Origin of the sequence: Desulfonema magnum (assembly GCF_017377395.1) — a bacterium.
Classification (GTDB): domain Bacteria; phylum Desulfobacterota; class Desulfobacteria; order Desulfobacterales; family 4be13; genus Desulfonema_C; species Desulfonema_C magnum.
The window spans coordinates 1,883,159-1,899,230 of record NZ_CP061800.1 but is presented as its reverse complement, the minus strand read 5'-3'; the positions used below and the strand labels follow the sequence as shown (position 1 = coordinate 1,899,230).

At 44.6% G+C, this 16,072-nt stretch carries 14 protein-coding genes; 9 read left to right on the top strand and 5 right to left on the bottom strand.

Annotated elements, in window-relative coordinates; translation table 11 throughout:
- The first annotated feature begins 24 nt into the window (after window positions 1-24).
- From dnm_RS07715 to dnm_RS07705, 3 genes are all read left to right on the top strand, one after another.
- Window positions 25-435, top strand: coding sequence for a hypothetical protein (locus dnm_RS07715; RefSeq protein ID WP_207682097.1), 411 nt, complete (start codon window positions 25-27; stop codon window positions 433-435).
- 79 nt (window positions 436-514) lie between these two features.
- Window positions 515-2,116, top strand: a complete 1,602-nt coding sequence (locus tag dnm_RS07710; protein WP_207678503.1) for a hypothetical protein — start codon at window positions 515-517, stop codon at window positions 2,114-2,116.
- 261 nt (window positions 2,117-2,377) lie between these two features.
- Window positions 2,378-2,950 (top strand): Uma2 family endonuclease, encoded by a 573-nt coding sequence (locus dnm_RS07705; protein WP_207682096.1) that lies wholly within the window; start codon window positions 2,378-2,380, stop codon window positions 2,948-2,950.
- Window positions 2,951-3,339: 389 nt separating this feature from the next.
- On the opposite strand, the gene dnm_RS07700 is transcribed toward dnm_RS07705, so the two are convergent.
- Both dnm_RS07700 and dnm_RS07695 read right to left on the bottom strand, forming a co-directional pair.
- Window positions 3,340-5,184 carry a zf-HC2 domain-containing protein gene (locus dnm_RS07700; protein WP_207682095.1) on the bottom strand — a complete coding sequence of 615 codons (1,845 nt, stop codon included), beginning with the start codon at window positions 5,182-5,184 and terminating at the stop codon, window positions 3,340-3,342.
- 1 nt (window position 5,185) lies between these two features.
- Window positions 5,186-5,761 carry an RNA polymerase sigma factor gene (locus dnm_RS07695; protein WP_207682094.1) on the bottom strand — a complete coding sequence of 192 codons (576 nt, stop codon included), beginning with the start codon at window positions 5,759-5,761 and terminating at the stop codon, window positions 5,186-5,188.
- Window positions 5,762-6,578: 817 nt separating this feature from the next.
- Here dnm_RS07695 and dnm_RS31185 point away from each other — a divergent pair.
- From dnm_RS31185 to dnm_RS07685, 4 genes are all read left to right on the top strand, one after another.
- A complete protein-coding gene (locus dnm_RS31185; protein WP_276571863.1) occupies window positions 6,579-6,707 on the top strand; it encodes a hypothetical protein in 129 nt (42 codons plus the stop codon).
- Between the two features lie 317 nt (window positions 6,708-7,024).
- The gene (locus dnm_RS07690) at window positions 7,025-9,133 is read left to right on the top strand and encodes a bifunctional aldolase/short-chain dehydrogenase (protein WP_207682093.1); all 2,109 of its coding nucleotides are present in this window, start codon (window positions 7,025-7,027) and stop codon (window positions 9,131-9,133) included.
- An 88-nt stretch (window positions 9,134-9,221) separates the two neighbouring features.
- Entirely contained in the window at window positions 9,222-9,350 is a 129-nt protein-coding gene (locus tag dnm_RS31180) for a hypothetical protein (protein ID WP_276571862.1), read from the top strand.
- A 46-nt stretch (window positions 9,351-9,396) separates the two neighbouring features.
- A complete protein-coding gene (locus dnm_RS07685) occupies window positions 9,397-9,780 on the top strand; it encodes a VOC family protein (protein ID WP_207682092.1) in 384 nt (127 codons plus the stop codon).
- 407 nt (window positions 9,781-10,187) lie between these two features.
- Here the strand turns inward: dnm_RS07685 and dnm_RS07680 are convergent, their stop codons facing one another.
- Window positions 10,188-12,338, bottom strand: coding sequence for a cadherin domain-containing protein (locus tag dnm_RS07680; RefSeq protein WP_207682091.1), 2,151 nt, complete (start codon window positions 12,336-12,338; stop codon window positions 10,188-10,190).
- 566 nt (window positions 12,339-12,904) lie between these two features.
- Between dnm_RS07680 and dnm_RS31575 the strand changes: the two genes are divergently transcribed.
- Window positions 12,905-13,102 carry an ORF6N domain-containing protein gene (locus dnm_RS31575; RefSeq protein WP_207682090.1) on the top strand — a complete coding sequence of 66 codons (198 nt, stop codon included), beginning with the start codon at window positions 12,905-12,907 and terminating at the stop codon, window positions 13,100-13,102.
- 165 nt (window positions 13,103-13,267) lie between these two features.
- Window positions 13,268-13,915, top strand: coding sequence for a Rossmann-fold NAD(P)-binding domain-containing protein (locus dnm_RS07670; protein ID WP_246556244.1), 648 nt, complete (start codon window positions 13,268-13,270; stop codon window positions 13,913-13,915).
- 363 nt (window positions 13,916-14,278) lie between these two features.
- Here the strand turns inward: dnm_RS07670 and gap are convergent, their stop codons facing one another.
- Together gap and dnm_RS07660 are read right to left on the bottom strand one after the other, a co-directional pair.
- Window positions 14,279-15,283, bottom strand: a complete 1,005-nt coding sequence (gene gap / locus dnm_RS07665) for a type I glyceraldehyde-3-phosphate dehydrogenase (RefSeq protein ID WP_207682089.1) — start codon at window positions 15,281-15,283, stop codon at window positions 14,279-14,281.
- A gap of 90 nt (window positions 15,284-15,373) precedes the next feature.
- On the bottom strand, window positions 15,374-15,790 hold the full coding sequence (locus tag dnm_RS07660; RefSeq protein WP_207682088.1) for a PTS sugar transporter subunit IIA: 417 nt from the start codon (window positions 15,788-15,790) through the stop codon (window positions 15,374-15,376).
- Window positions 15,791-16,072 lie beyond the last annotated feature (282 nt).

Here is a 16,072-nt window from a genome sequence, read left to right as displayed (position 1 = left end):
CAAAACAGAAGAGGAGCAAATCATATGTATTTGAAAAGAAAGACCTCACCTTGGACCCAAAAAGGCGGAACCCTCAGTGACAAATCCGCCCGCAAGGAATTCGGACTTACGCAGGAGGAAATTCTCGAAGCAATCAACAGCTGCAAAATACAGCATCGCATGAATTTCATATTCGGCAATCCTTATTTCAGGCTGATCCGCAGTGAGGTGGAAGCGCTTGTAAATGAAAAATATGGCGACAGTTATCTTGAGAAAAAGAAACTCAAAAAAGAATTGGCACAGACAAAAAGCGAATTGAAAAAGCTGAAAACGCGGATTAAATCCCTGGAAGAGAAAAAAGCTGAACTGATGAAAAAGCTCGGAGGGCATCCTTCATTTATCAGTTTACACTTTATAAAAACAAAAGTCGGATATGAATCGGATGTCAGGGGGTGACATAATTTTTTTAACATGGTATATGACACAGGGAAAACGATTTTGCAAACGAAAATCTTTATAACGGAAAGGAGGAATTATGTGCGCACCTGTTGTCATAAAAAATGAAAGTCTGTCAGAGCGGGGAAATATAAAACTGACTCCGAAAAAATTCGTACGGCGCGGTGATCTGTCTCCTGTTACAAGGCTGCATATTGCATGTGCTGCTCTCACGGCAATGGTTACCGGAGCGTGGGGAACAGTGACGGCTCTTTCAAAGCAGTTTATGATTTCCCGCACCTTTGTTTATATGCTGGCAGCGACATTGAAAGAGACGGGTGAGGCCGCTTTCGGATATGATTCCTGTGAGCCGTCTGTGACCGGACAGAGATCGGTATTCAGCCACATACTGTCTCTGAGACTTGAAGGCCGGTGTTCTCTGGAAGCCGTATCAACGATTATGAGGCGTTTCGGTATTGACAACGCATCTGTCGGTTTCATCAGTCAGACTCTGAAATATTTCGGTTCCCTGCTGCCTGACACTCTTAAAACTGACAATGGCGAGATACGGCTGCTCGTTTATCTGAGTGATGAGATATTTTCCAAAAGGGTGCCGATACTGGTCACGGCTGACCCGGTCAGTTCGGCAATACTGAAAATCGGGCTGAACGACACGCGGAAGGCCGAAGACTGGAAGAATCACTGGAACTGCCTGGAAAATAACGGATATATGGCAGTTTATGTGGTCAGTGACGAAGGCAGAGGTCTGTGCAAAGCTCAGAAAGAATCCCTGGCCCATATTTTCAGGCAGCCGGACACTTATCACGCTGTGGCACACCGGCTTGGCAGACGGGTCGGAATCCTTGAAAATGCCGCATACAAAGCCATTGGGAAAGAGGAGGAACGCTGGCGTAAGCTCGATTCCGCCAGAAGTGACGCTGTCATTTCGCGGAGAATCAAAGAATACGAGGAGGCAAAAAGGATTGCCGATGAAAAAATCGAACTGTACGACAACTTCAGTTATCTTTATCTTTCTGTCATAAATGAACTCAGACTGTTCGACAATAACGGCAATCTCAGGGAACGTGAGGAGGCGGAAGCCAATATCGGAGAGGGGCTGAATCTTCTGGAATCACTGGGAAAACCCGACATTGCCAAAGCTGTCGGAAAGGTCCGCCGCACTCTGCCTGACCTGCTCGGGTATTTCGATGTGGCAGCTCCGATTGTCTCAGAACTCAGGGGACTGCCGGTCAGTCAGGAGGCATTGCGGGCGCTTTGTCTGGCATGGCAATGGAGAAAAGAGATGATTAAGGCGAAAACCCCCGAAGCACGGAAGCACTGTGAAATGAACGAGGAATTCTGTCTCGAAACCGCGACAGGTCATCTTCAGGCCGATTATGAATATGTCAGAGAGCAGGTTTACAACGAACTGGACCGAATAGTTCGGAGTTCGTCTCTGGTCGAATGCATAAATTCGATAATCCGTCCCTACCTGAACAGTTCAAAAAACAATATAAATCAGGAGACTCTGAACCTGATCATGTTTTACCATAATCACCGCCGTTACAGGGCTGGTAAGAGAAAAGGCAGGACTCCCTATGAACTTCTGACCGGAAGGAAACAGGAAAAAGACTGGATCGAACTTCTGTTTGATACTGTGGAAAAAACGGATCCGTCTTTTGCGGTCACTGTGAATTCGTAAAAAGGAACCGGTTTTTTCAGAAAAATCCGTTTCCGGCCGCCAATTCACAAAATCGTAATATCATATCACCATAACTGAAGGTTCGTCCGCCAGCCTTCTGACACCGGAAGTGTGCCCGAAAACAAGCTTTTAAAAAGTGTCAACTACTTTTATATTAATATGAAGGATGCCGCTCGGAGAATGAGTTTTTTTCTCTGTTCATTCTTGACAAGATTGCCTTACTCCCCGATTTGAAAACATATTTTCAAAGGAGATATTATCATGCCACAGCCGGAAGAAAAAAAGCTCATTTCCCCTGAAGAATATTTTAAAACAGAGCAACTTGCTGAATATAAAAACGAATATTATCATGGTGAAATTTTCGCTATGACTGGCGCATCTTTTCATCACAACCTTATCGCCGGTAATATTTTCGCCAGTTTGCACAGTTCTCTCCGTAATTCCGACTGTGTTGCCTTTATCGGCGATATGAAAATACAGATTGAGGCGGACAGCCATTACACCTATCCGGACATAAGCGTAGTATGCGGAGACATCGAATTTGTCGGAAACCGGGATGACATTATTGCAAATCCTTTTGTTATCATTGAGATTCTGTCCGAATCAACAAAAAGCTATGACAGAGGGGATAAGTTTAACGCATATCGGAAAATCAGGTCCTTACGGGATTATATTTTGGTGGATCAGTATGCCTGTCATATTGAATATTTTTTCAAAAACAAGGCCGGCCGGTGGGAACTGGATGAATTTGAAAATCCGAATGATTCATTTAAGATTTGGTCTGTCAGTGTTGAATTGTCCTTGGAAGCTATTTATTATCGGGTCAGATTTTAATGAGCGACCGAATGCGGGCTTCAGCAAAAAATACAGCATTCTTTATTTTTCGGTTAACAATTCAAGGGCGTGCTAAAATTTCATTTCAGCACGCGTCCGAGGCTCACTCTCCCGGATCATAAGTACTTAACCTAAGCCGTCGTCTGAAAAGACACGAAGACACAAAGAAACACAAAGGGCTTGTAACAAAATAACCTGAGCAAATTATCAGTTCCGCATTTAATAACAGGATAAATGAGAAATGCGGAAACCGGAAAGCTTATTTTGTTACAGACCCAAAGCGCCTTCGTGAGACTTCGCGCCTTCGTGCCTTCGTGGCATTGCAAAACATTTGATCAGGTACTTAAATATGTCCTCTGAAAAGTTTTGATCTGCTGATGACAGAAGACTCAGAACCTTAAAAATTTTTCAACAACTTCTCCCACAGCTCCCATATTATACGCTGTCTCCTTCAAAGCCAGTACGGAGAACCCGAAAAACAGGATAAACGCTGTCAGGACTGAAACAAAAGTCACGGTCTGACTGAGTATTTTCCCTGCCCCGCTTTGGGGCCGGAATACGACGACATTATAAAATCTTCGATAAATTTCCAGTAAAAAAATCAGTCCGAACCCCACCAGCAGACCCGCGCTCACAGAGAAAATAAATAACCGCTTTACGTTCGGCCACACAGGATGCTGAGGAACGTCGGCCGTATCCAGAATACGGAAACGTCTGGCCCTTGATTTTCTTTCCCTGAGAATGGCAATATCTGTGTCCTGTTTTCTTTTTAACAGCGAATCATAGGACTCCTGAATATCCTTATATTCTTTCTCCAGCACTGCAATTTCCTGTTTCCTTATGGGTGTCTCATCTATCCGCTTCTCGTATTCACTTATTTTATTATGCAGCCCTGAGATGTCAGTCTCAAGCCGCGGGATCGTTTTTCGGACAGACTCATATTGCAGCCTTATTTCTTTAAGCTGATTTTCTTTTGTAAATTTATATTTGGCAGCAGCCAGATCGGTTTTGTTTTCTGGATTTTCAGGAACCGGAACTTCGACCTTTTTTTGTGATTCATTTACAATTTTTGCCTCAAGTTCAGCAATTTTTTCTTTCAGTCTGATCATATCCGGATGTTGCTGTGTATATCGGCTCATAAGCACTTCATACTGCTTCCTGAGCCGCTTTAATGCTGACATATCTGCTGATTCCCGCGGGGGGTCGGGCACCGCCTCGGGAGGCTGCGTCTCAGGCACATAATTTTCCAGTTCCCATTGGATTTCCTCCATCTGGCCCTCAAGCCGGATCTGTCTGATTTTTTCATCTTTAAGGCTTTCCTGCTTTGCATTCAGTTGTCTCCGAAATCCTGCAAGCATGTTCAGATTGGAACCAAGTTGTTCAGGAAGGCTTTTCAAATGCTTTTTACGGTATTCCCCGATGATGTTTCCGAACCCTGTGAGCTGCTTCTCTTTTTCCTTAATTTCCTCCTGAAAAAAATGACTGGCTTCGGCAACCTGCTCCTCCATGATTCTGATGCTTTCACGAATAAAATAAGTTGCCAGAAGGTTCACCGCCTGTGTAATTTTTTCAGGATATTTTCCTTTGAGTGAGATTCTGAAAGAATCTGTTCCGCCTTGGAATTTTGTCATGCTCACAGACAGGTTCTTACGCACCTCGGTAATTTTCTCATGAGGGCGCATCTGTCTGTATTCCGGGGCTGAAAAGAGTCCTGCTTCTTTTACCACCTGTTTAATATACTTGGGGCTTTTTATCTCCTGTGTGATGGTGGTTAATCGTTGTCGGACAAGCAGTTCTGTAATCGGTTGAATATATTCGTCAGATATGGTCTTAGGGTCAGCCAGAATTAATGTGCTTACGCTGTAAATTTTCGGTGTTGCCATTGAAATATACATCCCCGCGATCATGCAGAGACAAAACGGAAGAATGAGAAACCAGCGGCGCTGCCACGTTAAAAAAGGGAGACGGACATGCGGAGGAAAAAACAGGTTTCGTATGAATTCTCCGAACTCGAATTTCGGGACCATTTCTTCATGAAGCCTGTCGAGAAAATTTTCCGGGGCTTTGGCAGCTTCCAGGGAGCCAAGTTCCTTAACTAATGTTCTTAATGAGAAAAATGTTTTCTTACATTTTTCGCACTCCGCAAGATGGGCTTTTAACGCTTTTGTTGTTTGCGTATCCGCGGACCCGTCAATATATTCGGACATCAGTGTTCTGGCCTTGGCGCATTCCATTTTATATCACATTCTTTCTTTTTAATTTTTCTCTGAGCATATCCCTTGCCCTGAAAAGCCCCGACTTTACAGCAATGACTTTTAAAGCGGTAATTTCCGCGATATCCTCGCTCGAGAGTCCCTGGATGTCACGCAGGACAAGCAGAAGCCTTGTATCCGAGGGCAATGAGCTGATTTGTTGCCGGATAGCCTCGGACCGGTCTTTTGTTTCAGAATCGCTTAAAGAATTGTCATCAGATGCTTCTGATGCTTCAATATCATTCAGCAGATTCATTTTCCGCGTGCTGAGTCTTTTGAGTTTGCTGTTGCACACGCTGACCGCAATTTGATAAATAAGTATATAACATTTTGTTTTGAATCTGAAATCTTTTATATCCTCATACAGATTCAGAAATGTTTCCCGGGCGCAGTTTTCTGCTTCGGAATAATCTCCGAACAGATAATAACACATATTAAACACGTTGTCTTTATATTTGAGGACAAGCTTGTCAAATCCGGATTTGTCCCCTTTCTGAAAGGCCCTGACCTGTGCGGCATCCTGATCGGATGAAGCAGTTTCATTTATATTCTTATCCATTGCTCAGGCAAGTATCTTTTTTAAAAAATTATAAAAAGTTCAGAAATCTTTTTTGTCATGGTCTGTCTGACAAATTGAGCATAACAAAATGAACAAATAAGTTCAATAAGTTTTAGCTGCATTAAGAAAATGTTTGACATACAGGACAGTTTTTTTTCTTAATTTTTATATTTTAGCTTAAAATCAGCCTGATAGTATTAAAAAACAGGGTAAACAAAAATACGGCGGTGTTCTGAAGCTGGACATTTTCTGATAACCGGGTTATGTAAATTATTCGGAGTGCCAAACTTTCAGTTTGGCAAGATATACCGATTTCCGGACATCGGAAATATTGCCAAACTCAGCAGATCGAAAAATCTTCGGCACAAAAGGAGTGCAAAAATAGAGCGAAGCGGTTTTTTGCACTCCGGAAAAAAGTTTTGATGTCCGGAAAAAAGTTTCGATCTGATGCAAAAAACCGCTTCGCTTAATTTTTGCACTCCGGAAAAAATTTTCGATGTCCGGAAAAGACTTTCGATCTGATGCAAAAAACCGCTTCGCTTAATTTTTGCACTCCGGAAAAAATTTTCGATGTCCGGAAAAGACTTTCGATCTGATGCAAAAAACCGCTTCGCTCTATTTTTGCACTCCGGAAAAAAGTTTTGATGTCCGGAAAAAATTTTCGATCTGATGCAAAAAACCGCTTCGCTCTATTTTTGCACTCCGGAAAAAAGTTTTGATGTCCGGAAAAAATTTTCGATCTGATGCAAAAAACCGCTTCGCTTAATTTTTGCACTCCGGAAAAAATTTTCGATGTCCGGAAAAGACTTTCGATCTGATGCAAAAAACCGCTTCGCTTAATTTTTGCACTCCGGAAAAAATTTTCGATCTGATGCAAAAAACCGCTTCGCTTAATTTTTGCACTCCGGAAAAAATTTTCGATGTCCGGAAAAGACTTTCGATCTGATGCAAAAAACCGCTTCGCTTAATTTTTGCACTCCGGAAAAAATTTTCGATGTCCGGAAAAGACTTTCGATCTGATGCAAAAAACCGCTTCGCTCTATTTTTGCACTCCGGAAAAAAGTTTTGATGTCCGGAAAAAATTTTCGATCTGATGCAAAAAACCGCTTCGCTTAATTTTTGCACTCCGGAAAAAATTTTCGATGTCCGGAAAAAATTTTCGATCTGCTGAAACTGTAAGCCTGGCATTCCGGAATGATATCCCCGAATTCAGTATATTATCCCCGGAAACACGGTTGAGAACATAAAAAAAGAGAGGAATACATGGAAAATCTTTTTAATGAAAACGCGTTGCAGACATTTGTCAAAAAATACGCTGATTATCCAACAGACTTTGTCCTGCGGGTCTATACCTCCCGCCTCCTCGGTGCTGACAGCAGACTGGTTCTTCATGGCGGCGGTAACACCTCCGTAAAAATGCCCGTTAAAAACATTATGGGCGAAAAAAAACATGTGATTTTTGTCAAAGGCAGCGGCCGGGATATGTCAGTCATTGAGCCGGAGGGCTTTGCCGCTCTGAATTTGGAACCCCTTCGAAAACTCAGAGGTCTTGAATCTCTCTCAGCCGAAGAAATGGATAATCAGTTAAAAATCCATCAGGCCATTGCTTACGCTCCGGATCCGTCTGTTGAATCGCTGCTACATGCTTTTCTTCCGCATAAATACATTGATCACACCCACGCGGACAGCATCCTCGTGCTGACGCATCAGAAACACGCTGAAGATATTCTGAAAGAGGCCCTGGGGAAAAAAATTGCGGTCCTGCCCTATATCATGTCCGGTCTTCCCCTGGCAAAAGCAGTCATTGACAGCTACGAGAAAAATTCAGATATTGACGGAATTGTCATTATAAACCACGGGATATTCACCTTTGCCGAGGATGCCAGAGCATCATATGAGAAAATGATCACTTATGTGACCCGGGCAGAAACATATATCAAAGAGCAGATACAAGGCAGACCATTAATAACGCGTCGCAATGATCTGTCACGTCCTGCAAACGCCGAGTCCGCATTGGCACGATGCGTTCAGGTGATCCGGGGAGCCTGCGCTCATTTGGATGCTGACGGAAAATTGCGCCGGTTTTATGCGGAGACCCGGAGCGATTCTGATCTCATAAATACATCTCTTTCCAAAGAAGCTTTGGAAATATGCCGTTCCGGTGTGCTTACCCCTGACCACGCCATCCGTACAAAGAACACCATAGCATATATTGAATCTGTTCCTGAAGATGACAATGACCTTAAACGCATCGCAGATCATGCGGTGAATACCTTTAAAGAGGATTATCAGCGTTATTTCCGTGATCATGCCGCGACGAACAAAACAGATCAGAGCGATTCGGATCCTTTTCCCCTGCTCTTTTTGGTCGGGGGTCTGGGACTTATTGCCCTGGGAACCACCCGAAATGCGGCGCGTATTGCCGCGGATATTGGTGAACATACCATACATGCCAAACACCGTGCAAACACATTGGGCGCATATGTTCCCATTTCCGAGGATCACATCTTTGATATGGAATACTGGAGCCTTCAGCAGAAAAAACTGAGCAGTTCTCCTCCGCGGCCGCTTCAGGGGCAGGTAGCCATCATCACCGGCGGCGGCGGCGCAATCGGGTTTGGTATTGCAAAACAGTTGCTCGCTGCCGGAGCAGCAGTGGTGATATCCGATATTGACGAAATCCGCCTGGAAACAGCTTATTCCATTCTGACCGAGACCTATGACACCAGCCTGGTGGAGCCGATGGCGTTTGATGTCACGGATTATAAATCTGTGGAAAACGCGTTTGAAGCTGTTGCCTGTAAATTTGGCGGCATTGATATTGTCGTACCAAATGCGGGAATCGCCCATGTTGCAAAGATCGAGGACCTTGAACCTGAAAAACTGGATCAGGTCATTGCTGTCAATCTCAAGGGGACATTTACTGTCATCAAAGCCGCTGTTCCTATTTTCAGAAGACAGGGAACCGGTGGGAATATCGTGGTGATCAGTACAAAAAATGTTTTTGATCCGGGTGCTGCTTTTGGCGCGTACAGTGCCTCCAAAGCAGGAGCGCATCAGCTTGCCAAAATCGCAGCGTTGGAATTGGCAGAAATGGGGGTTCGGGTCAATATGGTCAATCCGGACGCGGTCTTTGGTGATGAAAACGTATGTTCTGGACTGTGGGAACTTGTGGGGCCTGACCGAATGAAATCCCGGGGACTTGATCCGGAAGGCCTGCAGGAGTATTATTGCCAAAGAAGCCTGCTGAAACAACGGGTACTGGCGGAGCATGTCGGTAATGCAGTTGTTTTTTTCGCCAGCGATTTAACGCCGACCACAGGGGCGGCCCTGCCCGTGGACGGCGGAAATGCTGCGGCTTTTCCCAGATAAGGTGTTAGGTGTTAAGAGTGTTAGGTGTTAAGAGTGTTAGGTGTTAGGTGTTAAGAGTGTTAGGTGTTAAGGGTGTTAGGTGTTAAGAGTGTTTGATCTCGTTCCCACGCTTCGCGTGGGAATGCAGCGCGGACGCTTCGCGTCCCGAATCCGTCCGCTGCACAGGATGCTAAACGTCCGAAAGGCATTTCCGCATGAACTATGGGAACGAGGATAAGTTTGAATTTTCCATATAGTGATTTTCTAAGACAGGAGAATAATAAATGGTACTGAAACACATTGCGCTTGTTTGCAGTTCTGAAGAAAACAGCGACAAATTTTATGAAACGCTTTTAGGTTTGGAAAAGAAAAATACGAGAATGGTTCCGAGTCAGCTTTCAAAACAAATTTTCAATTTGGATTCAGAATATAAAATCGTCAATTATGCTGACGACAAAATTCATTTTGAAATTTTTATTGATCATCAGAAACGCTTTGATAATCAAAGAATTGAGCATGTTTGTCTTGAACTCGGTGATGTTGAAGATTTTCTCAGCAGATGCCGGACAATGGAAGTGGAAATTCGCCAAATCCCCAGGGAAGACGGCTCGTTTCTCACATTTGTCACAGATTATGACTGCAACTTATTTGAAATAAAACAGAATTGATAAGTACCTGGACAAAAGTTTTCCGGTATTTTTATCCGAGTCTCATTTAAGCCGGTTCGGGGAATTTTGCTGATACTCCTGCCTGACAATATATGTCCGGGTACTTAATTGATAATTGATAATTGATAATTGATAATTGGGAATTGATAATTGGGAATTGATAATTGGGAATTGATAATTGGGAATTGATAATTGATAATTGATAATTGATAATTGGGAATTGAGTCCGGCCGAAAGTACAGGGAAAAAGGATAAGAAGGGGAAGGCGCATTTTCCTTTTCTTATCTTCTTTCCCTGTACTTTCGGAAATATGACGGATCAGCAAAATCTGTCAGAAACAGAAATAGCTGCAAATATGCCGCCCCCACAGGGCTTGGCCAGTCTCCCCTGAATCCGTTATAATCAGCTTATTTTACGCTGATATTTTTAAAGATGTAAATCAGTTCTTCAATCCCAATTTTGCCGTCATCGTTTACATCCGCATCCATGCAGATAACAGCATATTTTCCTGATAATAGTTTCAGAATCCGTATGGCGTCACGCAGATCAATGATTTCGTTGGCGTCAATGTCGCCTTTTGAACAGCCACGTTCCGGAATCAGGCTGTCTTCATCTGGCTGCACAATGGCGTTTCTGATACCGTCACCAGTTGAATCATAAAAAATGGTCCACTGGTCCAGGAGAAGGTCTTCCACTTCAACACCGGGGTCTGCTGTGACATTAAAAATAATCTGCATATCATGACCAGCGACAATGTCACCGCGCCACTCAATCTGATTTTCATCGCTGTTATAAACAGATACGCCAAAAGGCGATTCCAGGCTGTCAGCCAGATATGTGGTGTTTTCAGGAACAGGATTAATAAAAAGAACATCATCGGCATCCCGGTCCCCGGTGTTGGGAATGACCGCTGTATAGCACAACGTATCCCCGACAGACGCGGTGTTATCAATATCTGCGTCCACCACCTGGATGTTGATTGCGTCAAAAATCGGTCCCGTGTTCACTGTCAGGGTGAACCTCTCGGTCACGGCCTGATTCCCGTCACCTACGGCGATGAGGATAACGGCTGTGCCAGCGCCCGGTGACGGCGTAAGGGTCACACTGCGGTCTCTCCCGGAACCGCCAAAGACAATATTTTCGCTGGATATCCGCATGGGATTCAGGGACTCGCCCACAAGAACAAGTTCCTCAGCAGGTGTTTCCGGAGCGCTCACAGTAAAGGGAATTGGTCCCGCGGGAATTTCATCATCTGTGATCTGATCTTCAATTTCAGAGATGACCGGCGGCCCTTCAAGATCATTCACAGTGATGGTGAAGTGTTTTTGGAATGTGCCGCCTTTTCCCTCATCGGTCTGGACGCGGATGCCATAGGTATTCTGAGTCTCATAATCAAAAGATATCTTTGCCTTGAGCGTATCGCCGCTGATGTAAAATGAATCATTGTCAGTATCGCCTTCCCCGGGAACCAAAGTATAGCCATGGGTGTCTCCGGGATTAGGAATAACCGTGGAAAAAACACCGATCTTTGTGCCTTCCGGCATGTTTTCATCTATTTGGGTGTTGCTCAGGAGGATATCGCTCGGTGCGAGCCTGGGGTCTGCCACGGTGACAGTGAACTGCTTTTCGCATGTAAGGGCATTGCTGTCCGAGGCTCTCACACGAATGGTGTAGCTGCTTTTTGTCTCGTAGTCAAATTCCTCCGCAGTTTTAAGCATGTCCTCCTCAATGGTGAAAGCGGGGTTATCCGCGCTGCCTTCTCCCGCAACTAGGTAAAAAATGTGAGTATCCCCGATATCAGGATCTGCGGCGGAGAACACACCGACCGGGTCCCCGACTGGCTGATCCTCGGTTACGGTGGCATAGCTCAGGAGAATGTCATTACAGGCATACCCGGGGAAAGTTGTGGTCGTTGTGGTCGTTGTTGTCGTGGTCGTTGTTGATGTTGATGTTGATGTTGTTGATGTTGTCGTTGTTTCCAAAACAGTCGTACTCGTAGTTGTTTCCGGAGGAACCGTGGTTGTCGTCACCGGAAGCGTTGTGGTGGTTGTGGTTACGGGCACAGTCGTGGACGTTGAGGTGGAGGTTGAAGTGGTCGTTGTTGTTTCTAATACAGTTGTCGTCGTTGTTTCCGGAATCGTGGTTGTGGTTGTCGTGGTCGTCTCAAAGGCAGTGGTGCTAAAAGACACCATGTCCTTCGACCTTGAGTATCCCACCTCATCGGTGCTGAGTTTTATCGCATAAATAATAAGATTATAGGTGGTATTGGGAGACAGTCCCTCAATCGTGCCTCCGTTCTTGGTGAGCGGAATTTGGACAGAGCCAAGACAATTATCCAGCGTCGGCGGGTTCGGATTGTCGGCCATATTCCAGCAGGCCCCTTTTTCGCTGAAGCCCATCATGTTGGCGTAATTTGCGCTGAAAGTCGCGGTCGTCCCGGTGACTTCCGTCACCTTCAGGTTGCTGCCGACCACAAGCGCCTGAGCCGGGGTGACAAAACTTGTTCCCAATAACAAAATCAAAATAACGGCTAAACTGCTTAATGGTCTTTTTTTCATTTCTTCCTCAAAAAAAAATCTTTGATTCCGGTTAGTTTTTTTAAATTTTTTCGGGCTAAGAGCCTTTCTGTGTTTTTATCTTCTCTCTGAATTAAATTAAAATTTTATTTTATTACAACACAATCGTCAAGTCTTTTCATTGACAATTCATCTGAGATCATTCGACCGAACACGCTCCGAGGTCCGAACCACAGATTTTCACAGATACTCCGTAAATGATCAGAAAACCTTTCTTGACATCAAATTTAACGAGAGATATAAGAGATTACTCAAATCTCAGGTTTGGCTTCCGGCCCTGTGACCCATACAAAGGTTACAAAACAGGGAGGCGACTGAAACAATATTGAATGAATACGGCTCTAACTGGTCCGGATAGCGCGAAGCCCGGGGCGTACACCTGTGGACGTGAGTACCAGTCGGGCTGTTTTTTGTTTTTAAGCCCGCCTCAGATTCTCAGACTCAGATCACAGGAGGTTGATAATGGAAAACAGAATCATTGTTCATATTGAGGGGAAAACAATTGAACGGATCGAATACAGGGGACAGCCTGTGTTCTTACATTCAAAATGACAGACGAACTCCACGGAAGACCTGAAAGCACGGCCAGAAAGGCTTTTCACCGTCACATAGATCAGTTCATTGAACATGAGGATTTCTTTAATGTTCCATATGATGAATGGTCCCAAACTTTGTGCGTCCCTTACATGGACGCACAAAACAGCCGACACGATTTTATAAATTCATTATTGAATCCGGCTACTTAATGCTTATCAAACCCTTTGGGGATGATCTTGCATGGCGGGTACAGCGTGCGCTTGTGAGGTATTATTTTGTCGGAAAAGAGATTACAAACGCTAGGAGTTAAAGCTTGTTCCGCCGTCGCTTACGCCTGAGCATTAAAATAGAATATTACCGGATAAGAGGACATCATGAAAGAAATTTGGATTATCGGTACAGGTCATTTCGGATTACATGCGCTCCGAAAATTGTCAAATAATCATGAGAAAAAACATTTTGTTCTGGTGGATCCGCTCAGAGAGAACCTTCACCAGGGAAGAGGCCCCAATCGCACCCTTGAACAGTCGGACGGGGCAGACTTTTTAAATCAGCATCTCCGTTCTGAAAATGCTCCGGACTGGATCATTCCCGCATTGCCTGTCCATCTGGCCGCGGAGTGGTGTCTGCTTCGGCTGGGGGCGAATCAACTCTGCCGTGTCTCCCTGCCGCATGAAATCCTCCCGCTTCTTCCGAATCCCATCCAAGGGGACTCAGGGGATATTTATGTGAGTCATGCCACATTCAGATGCCCTGACGATTGCGCCGAACCCCGTAATATCTGCACCGTGACCCGGGCCCCCAGGAAACAGAATATGTTTGAACTTCTTGAAAATACAGACCTGCCTTCTTTTGAATCGCTGGTTATTCGAAGTCACCAACTGGGGCCGGGTGTCGGGGGATATCGCCCTGAACAGCTTTTTACACTGCTGAATCAGGTGATAAACGCCAAAGGCAGGGTACTGGTGAGTACGGCCTGCCGCTGTCACGGAGTGGTTACCGGCTTGGAACATTTTAATTGAGAATTGATACTCTGGTTGACAGCCTTTACCATGAAAATCCATTTGAAAAACCCGGGCTTTTGGTCTGTTCTCACCGCATATTTTCATGATCGGAGGTGAAAAACCCGGGTTTTTCCTGAGCGTTTCTTACCATGAAAATTTACTGATTATAACGGACTTAGGGGAGGCCGACCAACACCCTGTAGGTGCGGCATATTTATAGCCGCAGAATAGGACAAGCAGAAGAAATGATATACACCTGTTTGGCAGATATTATGAGGGAAAGGGGCCATTCTGACGGGCAACGTCATAAGACCTCCGAGGTTTTCAAAAATCTCGGAGGTCTTTCTGACTGAAAACAGACTGCTGACAACTGTAAACTGATTAAAGCTGGGATCCGATCATGGCAGCAAGATCAACCATCCGGTTTGAATATCCGGATTCATTGTCATACCATGAAAGGACCTTTACCATGTTGTCAACAACATATGTTGTGGGGCCGTCAACGATTGAAGATAATGCGGAACCGTTAAAGTCGCAAGACACCAGCGGAAGTTCATTGTATCCGAGTATGCCTGAAAGAGGCCCTTCCGAAGCATTTTTAAGCGCCTCATTGACATCAGAAACCGTAATACCTGATTTTTCCACGGTCGCGACAAAATCAACAATAGACACATTAGGGGTGGGAACACGAATGGCAAGACCATTAAGCTTCCCGGATAATTCCGGAAGCACCAGGGAAACCGCCCGGGCCGCCCCTGTGGTCGTGGGAATCATGGACAGGGCCGCAGCCCTTGCCCTGCGAAGGTCTTTGTGGGGAAAATCAAGGAGACGCTGGTCCCCTGTATAAGCATGTACCGTGGTCATCAACCCGCATCGTATGCCGAAATTTTCAAGAAGAACTTTGGCAACAGGCGCAAGGCAGTTTGTGGTACACGAGGCATTGGAAATGATATGGTGGTGTCCGGGGTCATACTGATTGGAGTTGACACCCATGACAATGGTAATATCCGGGTCTTTGGCAGGTGCGGATATTATCACCTTACGAGCGCCGGCAGCCAGATGCTTTGACGCGCTTTCAGCATCCCTGAAAAGACCGGTACATTCTGCGACAATGTCAACTCCCAAATCTTTCCATCCGATTTCTCCGGGATCTTTGACTGAAGTAACGGCAACGGCCTTGCCATCTGCTTCAATGGCATCTTCCTTTGCAGTGACCTCCGCATTCAGTCTGCCATGAACTGAATCATAACTCAGAAGATAGGCCATGGTGGCTGAGTCCATGAGATCATTGATTGCCACAACCTCAACCTCGGGATGACCGAGTGCGGCCCTGAATACCAGCCGTCCGATCCTTCCGAAACCATTTATACCTATTTTTACGCTCATAATTTATCTCCTCATCTGATTTGATTTTCAAGTCTCAATCCTTCGGCTGAACTCCTGTCGAAGCGAAAATCCTCAGTCAAAAATCGAAAATTATTCGCTTCGTTTGTTTCCCTTTAAAATTCCGCTTGCCAGAGAAATGCTTTTTTTGCCGTAAACCTCCAGACATTCGGAAAGTCTGACAAGGTCCATGTTTTTTCGAGAATTGACAGCCTTGACCAGCATAGGAAGGTTTACCCCGGAGATGACTTCCACACGCCCTTCTTGAAGAAATGAATAACTTAAATTGGAAGGAGTTCCTCCGAACATATCCGTCAGAATCAGTATGCCTTTTTTCTGCCTGACCTTTTTGATTCCTTGGGCAATTTTTTCACGCAACTGATCCGCGTTTTCATTTATATTTATCGAAACAGAAATGATGGCTTCAGGCCGTTTGCCAAGTATGAATTCGGAAGCGTCAATCAGCGCATCACCAAGTTGAGCATGTGTAACAATTACTATACCTATCACTTTAAATCCTTAGTTTTAATAGAATAAGCTGCATATACCGGATCGAAGTATGTATAATTTTTTTCAATTTTTTATATATGGAAATTTATAAAATTCGGATCAGAACTACGAGGATTTCAGATAAGAAAAGGATTAAAAAAATCTTTTTTATCATCCTCTTCTTAGGTGGTGTTCTAAAACTGGACTTGATCCGATATTTGCTAAATTGATTCAATGCCTTAAAAAAATTAAGTCCAGTTTTAGAACACTACCCTCTTCTTATATAAATGGTCATGAAAAATC

What these genes read in the sequence shown, in the direction of transcription:
- dnm_RS07715 (WP_207682097.1), top strand. Translation starts at nt 25, where the DNA reads ATGTATTTGAAAAGAAAGACCTCACCTTGGACCCAAAAAGGCGGAACC.
- dnm_RS07710 (WP_207678503.1), top strand. Translation starts at nt 515, where the DNA reads ATGTGCGCACCTGTTGTCATAAAAAATGAAAGTCTGTCAGAGCGGGGA.
- dnm_RS07705 (WP_207682096.1), top strand. Translation starts at nt 2,378, where the DNA reads ATGCCACAGCCGGAAGAAAAAAAGCTCATTTCCCCTGAAGAATATTTT.
- dnm_RS07700 (WP_207682095.1), bottom strand. Translation starts at nt 5,184, where the DNA reads ATGGAATGCGCCAAGGCCAGAACACTGATGTCCGAATATATTGACGGG.
- dnm_RS07695 (WP_207682094.1), bottom strand. Translation starts at nt 5,761, where the DNA reads ATGGATAAGAATATAAATGAAACTGCTTCATCCGATCAGGATGCCGCA.
- dnm_RS31185 (WP_276571863.1), top strand. Translation starts at nt 6,579, where the DNA reads ATGCAAAAAACCGCTTCGCTTAATTTTTGCACTCCGGAAAAAATTTTC.
- dnm_RS07690 (WP_207682093.1), top strand. Translation starts at nt 7,025, where the DNA reads ATGGAAAATCTTTTTAATGAAAACGCGTTGCAGACATTTGTCAAAAAA.
- dnm_RS07685 (WP_207682092.1), top strand. Translation starts at nt 9,397, where the DNA reads ATGGTACTGAAACACATTGCGCTTGTTTGCAGTTCTGAAGAAAACAGC.
- dnm_RS07680 (WP_207682091.1), bottom strand. Translation starts at nt 12,338, where the DNA reads ATGAAAAAAAGACCATTAAGCAGTTTAGCCGTTATTTTGATTTTGTTA.
- dnm_RS31575 (WP_207682090.1), top strand. Translation starts at nt 12,905, where the DNA reads ATGACAGACGAACTCCACGGAAGACCTGAAAGCACGGCCAGAAAGGCT.
- dnm_RS07670 (WP_246556244.1), top strand. Translation starts at nt 13,268, where the DNA reads ATGAAAGAAATTTGGATTATCGGTACAGGTCATTTCGGATTACATGCG.
- gap (WP_207682089.1), bottom strand. Translation starts at nt 15,283, where the DNA reads ATGAGCGTAAAAATAGGTATAAATGGTTTCGGAAGGATCGGACGGCTG.